Source organism: Rummeliibacillus sp. GQ308 (genome assembly GCF_059759115.1).
This window is the reverse complement of the sequence record NZ_JCAXDQ010000010.1, coordinates 1-5,850: the sequence shown is the minus strand read 5'-3', so window position 1 is coordinate 5,850 and position 5,850 is coordinate 1. Positions and strand designations below refer to the sequence as shown.

7 protein-coding genes and 1 pseudogene are annotated in these 5,850 nt (G+C 36.7%); 6 read left to right on the top strand and 2 right to left on the bottom strand.

All coding sequences use genetic code 11. From position 1 onward, the window contains the following. Positions 1 to 298: 298 nt before the first annotated feature. The gene (locus tag AC6CHJ_RS16530; RefSeq protein WP_392997434.1) at positions 299 to 763 is read right to left on the bottom strand and encodes a VOC family protein; all 465 of its coding nucleotides are present in this window, start codon (positions 761 to 763) and stop codon (positions 299 to 301) included. Positions 764 to 923: 160 nt separating this feature from the next. Here AC6CHJ_RS16530 and AC6CHJ_RS16525 point away from each other — a divergent pair, with 160 nt between their 5' ends. The 3 genes and pseudogenes from AC6CHJ_RS16525 to AC6CHJ_RS16515 all read left to right on the top strand — a co-directional run bounded on the left by AC6CHJ_RS16525 (position 924) and on the right by AC6CHJ_RS16515 (position 2,255). After that, positions 924 to 1,184: an Lrp/AsnC family transcriptional regulator gene (locus AC6CHJ_RS16525; protein ID WP_498289374.1), complete on the top strand. Its 261-nt coding sequence runs from the start codon at positions 924 to 926 to the stop codon at positions 1,182 to 1,184. A 15-nt stretch (positions 1,185 to 1,199) separates the two neighbouring features. Then, positions 1,200 to 1,376: pseudogene (locus AC6CHJ_RS16520) on the top strand (Lrp/AsnC ligand binding domain-containing protein); the annotation flags it as partial. 270 nt (positions 1,377 to 1,646) lie between these two features. Next, positions 1,647 to 2,255 (top strand): DedA family protein, encoded by a 609-nt coding sequence (locus AC6CHJ_RS16515; protein WP_147198323.1) that lies wholly within the window; start codon positions 1,647 to 1,649, stop codon positions 2,253 to 2,255. A gap of 54 nt (positions 2,256 to 2,309) precedes the next feature. Here AC6CHJ_RS16515 and AC6CHJ_RS16510 read toward each other — a convergent pair whose 3' ends face one another. Continuing rightward, complete coding sequence (locus tag AC6CHJ_RS16510; protein ID WP_150285695.1) at positions 2,310 to 3,080, bottom strand: TSUP family transporter; 771 nt, start codon at positions 3,078 to 3,080, stop codon at positions 2,310 to 2,312. 111 nt (positions 3,081 to 3,191) lie between these two features. Between AC6CHJ_RS16510 and AC6CHJ_RS16505 the strand changes: the two genes are divergently transcribed. The 3 genes from AC6CHJ_RS16505 (at position 3,192) to AC6CHJ_RS16495 (ending at position 5,456) form a co-directional block, all read left to right on the top strand. Continuing rightward, entirely contained in the window at positions 3,192 to 3,977 is a 786-nt protein-coding gene (locus AC6CHJ_RS16505; protein WP_147198319.1) for a TrmB family transcriptional regulator, read from the top strand. A 100-nt stretch (positions 3,978 to 4,077) separates the two neighbouring features. After that, positions 4,078 to 4,785, top strand: coding sequence for a CoA transferase subunit A (locus tag AC6CHJ_RS16500; protein ID WP_147198317.1), 708 nt, complete (start codon positions 4,078 to 4,080; stop codon positions 4,783 to 4,785). 17 nt (positions 4,786 to 4,802) lie between these two features. Continuing rightward, positions 4,803 to 5,456 carry a 3-oxoacid CoA-transferase subunit B gene (locus tag AC6CHJ_RS16495; RefSeq protein WP_066791436.1) on the top strand — a complete coding sequence of 218 codons (654 nt, stop codon included), beginning with the start codon at positions 4,803 to 4,805 and terminating at the stop codon, positions 5,454 to 5,456. Positions 5,457 to 5,850 lie beyond the last annotated feature (394 nt).

Below are 5,850 nucleotides of genomic sequence, written 5' to 3'. Positions count from 1 at the left end.
ACTGATTAGCTCAGTAGTGTCTTTTTTTGTGTTATAGTACCGAAATTTTATTGAACAATAATTACATGTAATAAAAGCAATTGGTCCATTTTTTTATTGAAAAAGATAAAGTGAATAATAAAATATTAAGTGATTAGAAAATCATTTTCCTAGATGGAGTTTTCTATATACATAAATTAAAGATAAATCACCCTTCAATAACCTAGACATTAGCTGCATAACAAAAAGAAGTTTTTTTACAAGAACACAGTGCAGTCTAGGATAGAGAAGAGCCTTAGATTGTCTATAGCTTTTTGAACTATTGCACTGAACTATGGGATTCTATATCAAAATCCACGTCCTGAATAAATTCGATAACCTCTCCATTAGGACTGTAGACTAGAGCGTTTCTGATAAGAAGAGGGGGCTCTCCAAGAGTAATATTATCTGCTTTCACACAAGGCTTTGCGCCATGGTCAATTGCCGTTTGAAACGCTTTGTCGACATCTTCCACATAAAACGCTAGGTGAAGCATGGCTCCGTAAGTAACCTCCTCTTCCGACTGCGCTTTTTTCCCTTGTGCTGGAATGACAGCATTTTCATCGAAAACCTCAATACATGTTCGTTTGTCTGGAGAAATTAGCATTGAAGCTTCCTTAATTTGAAACGAAGGAAGGCTCCAATGATGTCCACGTTTAAATCCTAATGCTTCAATGTAAAATTTGATTGTGGCCGGATAATCTTTTGCCTGAATTGCAATATGAGCAAAACCTTTGATATTCAAATATGATGTCCCCTTTCTGATGTATTTATTATAAAATAGTGTTATGAGGAAATACATACATTATAAAAGGAGATTGTCGCCTTACGCTTTCTGGAAATAACGAAAATTCATTGATTTTATTCACTTTTGAAAAGTGAAAAATGAGCAGGAGGAAATATATATGGAACATTGGATGGATGAAACTGATTACCACATCATGCGTCTTCTTCAGCAGAATGCACGTATCTCCATTTCACAAATAAGTAAAGATGTATTGATGTCCCAACCCTCGGTAAGGGAACGAATAAAAAGACTTGAGGAGAAAGATATCATCTCGGGTTATACGGCAACCTATCGTCATCAGGCGCTAGGCAGAGGGACCACAGCGTTCTTTCTTATTAAAACGGAGCAATGTCAAGCGCTTGTGGATTTTTGCGAATGAACTCCGGCTGTAACAGATTTGTTTCGAATTAGTGGTGAATACAATTATATGATAAAGGTTCAGACTGCCACTATAGAGGATATTGCTCAATTTCAAGATTCTATCATAAAGTTTGGAACATCCAAGTCTCTTATCAGCTTGAAAAACCTAATAGAGAATCGGATTCTATTACAAGCTACAATCCCAAAATAAGATAAACATACATTAGTAAATAGATTCATAAGGTGACGAGGAAGTACAGTACTTTAAGGTAAGAACACAAATACCAAATGATAAAGTACCTAAATTTAATCTAAAGCTTTCGTATATTAAGAATCGAGCTGTTTAAGCAGTTCGGTTTTTCTGTAAACTCTACTTCCATTGGTTTTAGAAGAGTAAGTAAAGGGATTTCCTAGCAAGACTACCACTCATAATTTCTCTTACTTAGCATATAATAAATGGACAGGTTAAAGGAGGATGGGGATGGAAGAGTGGATTGTTTATATGATGAATACATATGGTTATATAGGGATTCTTATACTTATTGCAGTAGAAAATATCTTTCCACCAATTCCCTCTGAAGTGATTTTAACATTTAGCGGCTTTCTTACAACTACATCTGATGTGACAATGACAGGCGTCATAATATTTTCTACAATCGGTTCTATGGTCGGTGCTGTGACTCTGTATGGGATTGGAAGGCTCTTGGATGTGAAAAAGCTAGAGATCATTGTAGATAGATGGGGATATCTATTGCGACTTACACGCAAGGATATCAAAAAGGCGGATGAATGGTTTGCGAAGGTGGGGATATGGGCTGTATTAATAGGACGTGTTGTACCTATTGTTCGCAGCTTAATATCAATTCCTGCAGGCATGGCCAAAATGAATCTTGGCATTTTTTTGTTATTTACTGCACTGGGATCACTCATCTGGAATAGCGTATTAGTTTATGTTGGTGCAAGGGTGGGATCTTCTTGGGGGAAAATTGTATCATATATAGATACATATTCGAATCTTGTTGTCCTTCTACTAAGCTTCCTGATCCTATTTTTTATTGTTCGCTTATTCTGGAGAAGGAGAAACGCTTAAACTTTCTACAATATAGAAAGGCTTTCTATTTAAGAAAGCCTTTTTTATATGTCATTATTTTAAGAAGTAATCATATAGATTTTTAGCAAGTAAACAGCATGTGACCACTATAAATAAACCCCGTACATAGCTGGCACCTTGTTTTAAGGCAAAACGTGATCCTAAAATTGCACCGGCGATTTGTGCAAGCCCCATCGGTATGCCGTAGGCGTAATTGACTTGGTGCAAACCCATAAACATTAAGAGTGCGGCAATATTGCTCCCAAAGTTTAAAAACCGGGCATTACCTGCAGCACTAAGAAAATCATACCCCACCATCAAGAAAGCAAATATAAGGAACGATCCTGTTCCTGGTCCTAAAAAGCCATCATAAAATCCGCAAGCAAAAATAATAAGTGCAAATAATAATAGCTTAGATACTGATAATTTTTTGTATGTAGAAACACTACCCCAATTCTTTTTAAAGATGGTGTACACTGCAACAGCGGCAAGCATAAATAGCATGAGTGGCTTCAATAAATTAGGGTCTAATAAGTGGACTACCCAGGCGCCGAATGCGGAGCCTATAAAAACAAGCGGAAAGAACTTCAAGACAGACTTCATTTCAATTTTGCCCGAACGGTAAAAGGAAATTGTGCTAGTCAACGCCCCCATTGTACCAGCAAGTTTATTTGTTGCTACTGCCGCAGCGGGTGAGAGTCCTGCAAATAAGAGCGCAGGCAAACCGATTAAACCGCCGCCCCCAACCACTGAATCTATAAAGGCAGCTAAAAATCCAAAAAGAATTAAAATAATTAAAAGTGAAAAGTCCATCTCAATATGCATAAAAACCACCTTTTCTTTAGTAACTACTAAAATAGTAACTAAAATTGTTTCAGATGTAAATAGTACTTCTGAATTTGGTATGATGAGAGGAAGAGAAAGTGGGGTATCATATTGGATTTGTTAATCAAACAACTTAAAGCTATTGGATTCACAGAATATGAAGCAAAGTCATATGTATCTTTAGTGGAGCAAGGGACAGTTACTGCTTATCAGGTTAGTAAAAAATCGGGCATACCAAGGGCTAGAATTTATGATACATTGAAAGCTTTAGTGGAAAAGGGCGTAGTATTGAAGGAAGAGAAGACAGACGGCGCTCTTTATTCGCCTTTGCCTGTCGATGTTTTTCTTGAAAAAGCACAAAATTCATTTCAAACCAATTTCCTTAGTATGAGCACTGCATTAAAGGAGCGCGAAAAAAAAGAAGAAAAAGGTGAACGGCAGGTACTCACCTTAAAGGATAAATCAAGCATTATAAGCTACTGCAAAACGCTAATTAAAAAAGCTGAAAAAAGAATCGTTATTTCAATGTGGGATGATTTTTATCATGAACTAAAAGAAGAGTTAGAGAAAGTAGAATCAGAAGTTGAGATTAAAGGTCTCACATTGCATGTAGAAAATCCAGTAGGGAATGTAGATATACATCGCGTTACCCAATTTACAGAAGCACCTACAAGTAAAAAGTGGTTTATCCTATCTATTGATGCGAAAAAGATGATTTACGGATCAGTTCTTGATGATAAGGAGCTAGCTTTCTATACAGATGATCCTGTTCATATTTATTTGCTAGAGGATTATGTATGGCATGACGTATTAGTGAATCGCATAGTACGCAGGAACAAGGATGATTTAGAGCAATGGATATCTAAGGAAAGAAAAAAATTTTTTAACGAAGAGTAGACTTCTACGACATACTAACAAAAAATTTACTTATAATTGCTAGAGTTGTAGAATAGTTATGATAGATAATTTTTAATACTCAGACAAAGGGGGCGTATGTATGAACAAGAGTAAAGTCGTGAGCTCTTTCATGGAAGCGGTTTCTGATATTAAAGAAGGTTCTACAATTATTGTGGGAGGGTTTGGCCTTTCGGGCATACCTGAATATTCGATTCAAGCTTTAAAAGAGCAAGGCACGAAGGATTTAACTATTGTTAGCAATAACTGCGGTGTTGATGATTGGGGATTGGGATTACTGTTGGCTAATCGTCAAATAAAGAAAATGATCTCATCGTATGTGGGAGAAAACAAAATTTTTGAACAGCAATATTTAAGCGGTGAATTAGAAGTAGAGTTGGTTCCTCAAGGGACACTTGCAGAGAGAATCCGTGCTGGAGGCGCAGGTATACCTGGATTTTATACTGCTACTGGAGTTGGCACGCCGATTGCAGAGGGGAAAGAAACGAAAGAATTTGATGGGAAGACCTATCTACTTGAACGAGGCATAGTAGGGGACTTTGCTTTAGTCAAAGCTTGGAAAGCGGATACGCTTGGTAATTTGATTTTCCGAAAAACAGCTAGGAATTTTAACCCTATAGCAGCTATGGCAGGAAAAATAACTATTGCGGAGGTAGAAGAAATCGTAGAGCCTGGGGAACTTAATCCCGATGAAATTCACCTTCCTGGCATTTACGTGCAAAGACTTTTGTTAGGCACTCATTATGAAAAGCGTATTGAAAAACTTACCGTAGCAGGAGCAAAAGGATAAAGGGAGGAGTGAAAGGGATGAAGGAAATACATCTTACAATTGTCAAAAGAGCGGTAAAAGAAATTGAAGATGGGATGAATGTCAATCTTGGGATTGGTATACCTACATTAATTGCTAATGAAATTCCCGCTGACTTTAATGTTTTGCTTCAATCAGAAAATGGCCTTCTCGGCATAGGCCCTTATCCAGTTGAAGGTAATGAAGATCCCGATCTGATTAATGCGGGCAAGGAAACCATCACCACAGTGCCGGGAGCTTCTTTTTTTGATAGTGCGGAATCATTTGCTATGATTCGTGGAGGCCATATAGATTTAGCCATTCTTGGCGGCATGGAAGTTTCAGAAAAGGGAGATCTGGCAAACTGGATGATTCCGGGGAAAATGGTCAAGGGCATGGGAGGCGCCATGGACCTTGTAAATGGAGCCAAGAAAGTAATTGTGGTAATGGAGCATGTGAATAAGCACGGCGACTCTAAAATAAAAAAAGAATGTACATTGCCGTTAACAGGTAAAGGTGTCGTAAATAAGCTGATAACAGATTTGGCTATATTTGAGTTTACTGCTGAGGGTATGGTGTTAGTAGAGGTGCAAGAGGGAGTAACAGTAGAAGAAATTCAAACTAAGACGGACGCGGATTTCTCAATCGCCCAGCATCTATTAGCTCAACAATAAAGAGTTAAAAATAGATCATCAAATGATGATCTATTTTTTGTTTGGACAATTTCTCGCTTTGTAATTTATAAGGTGAGATCAATATCTAGTTATTGCTTTATATAAACTAGTATAGTGTTTTCATCTCTTTTTATTTTTTTGTAACTTTTTTTCTAAAAGTAATTGACGTTTAAATTATATGGTGATATAGTAACTAAGTCGTTAAAAGATATTAAGATCAGCAATGAATAATAACTTCATTGAAAAATATCTTTTTAAAAAGATGTTGACTAGATTAAAAGTTTGTGATAATATAATCAAGTCGCTAAAATAACAAGCGACAACATGAACCTTGAAAACTGAACAAGCAAGATGTTAATCATTTAAACTTACTAACAATTGTTAGTTTTGAAGT